Annotated in this window: 1 protein-coding gene; it reads left to right on the forward strand. The window is 61.4% G+C overall.

The window, feature by feature from the left end; translation table 11 throughout:
* Positions 1 to 251: hypothetical protein (locus HWY45_RS37270; RefSeq protein ID WP_279607773.1), on the forward strand; the 251-nt coding region annotated here is incomplete at both ends.

Genomic DNA, 251 nt, shown 5'->3' on the forward strand with positions numbered 1-251 from the left:
CGAACTGTTGGCCGACGAAATTCCTGTCGAAGCCGACGTCGACAGCGACGTCACCGTGCTGTTGGTCGTGCTCAACCCCGTCGACAGCGAACCGATGCCGGTCGACGTCGAGGTCGACAGCGACGCGATCGAACTGTTGGCCGACGAAATTCCTGTCGAAGCGGACGTCGACAACGACGTCACCGTGCTGTTGGCTGTGCTCAACCCCGTCGACGTGGACGTCGACAGGCTGTTGATTGCCGTGTTCGTCG

It is taken from the genome of Burkholderia stagnalis (assembly GCF_902830275.1).
Lineage (GTDB): Bacteria > Pseudomonadota > Gammaproteobacteria > Burkholderiales > Burkholderiaceae > Burkholderia > Burkholderia stagnalis.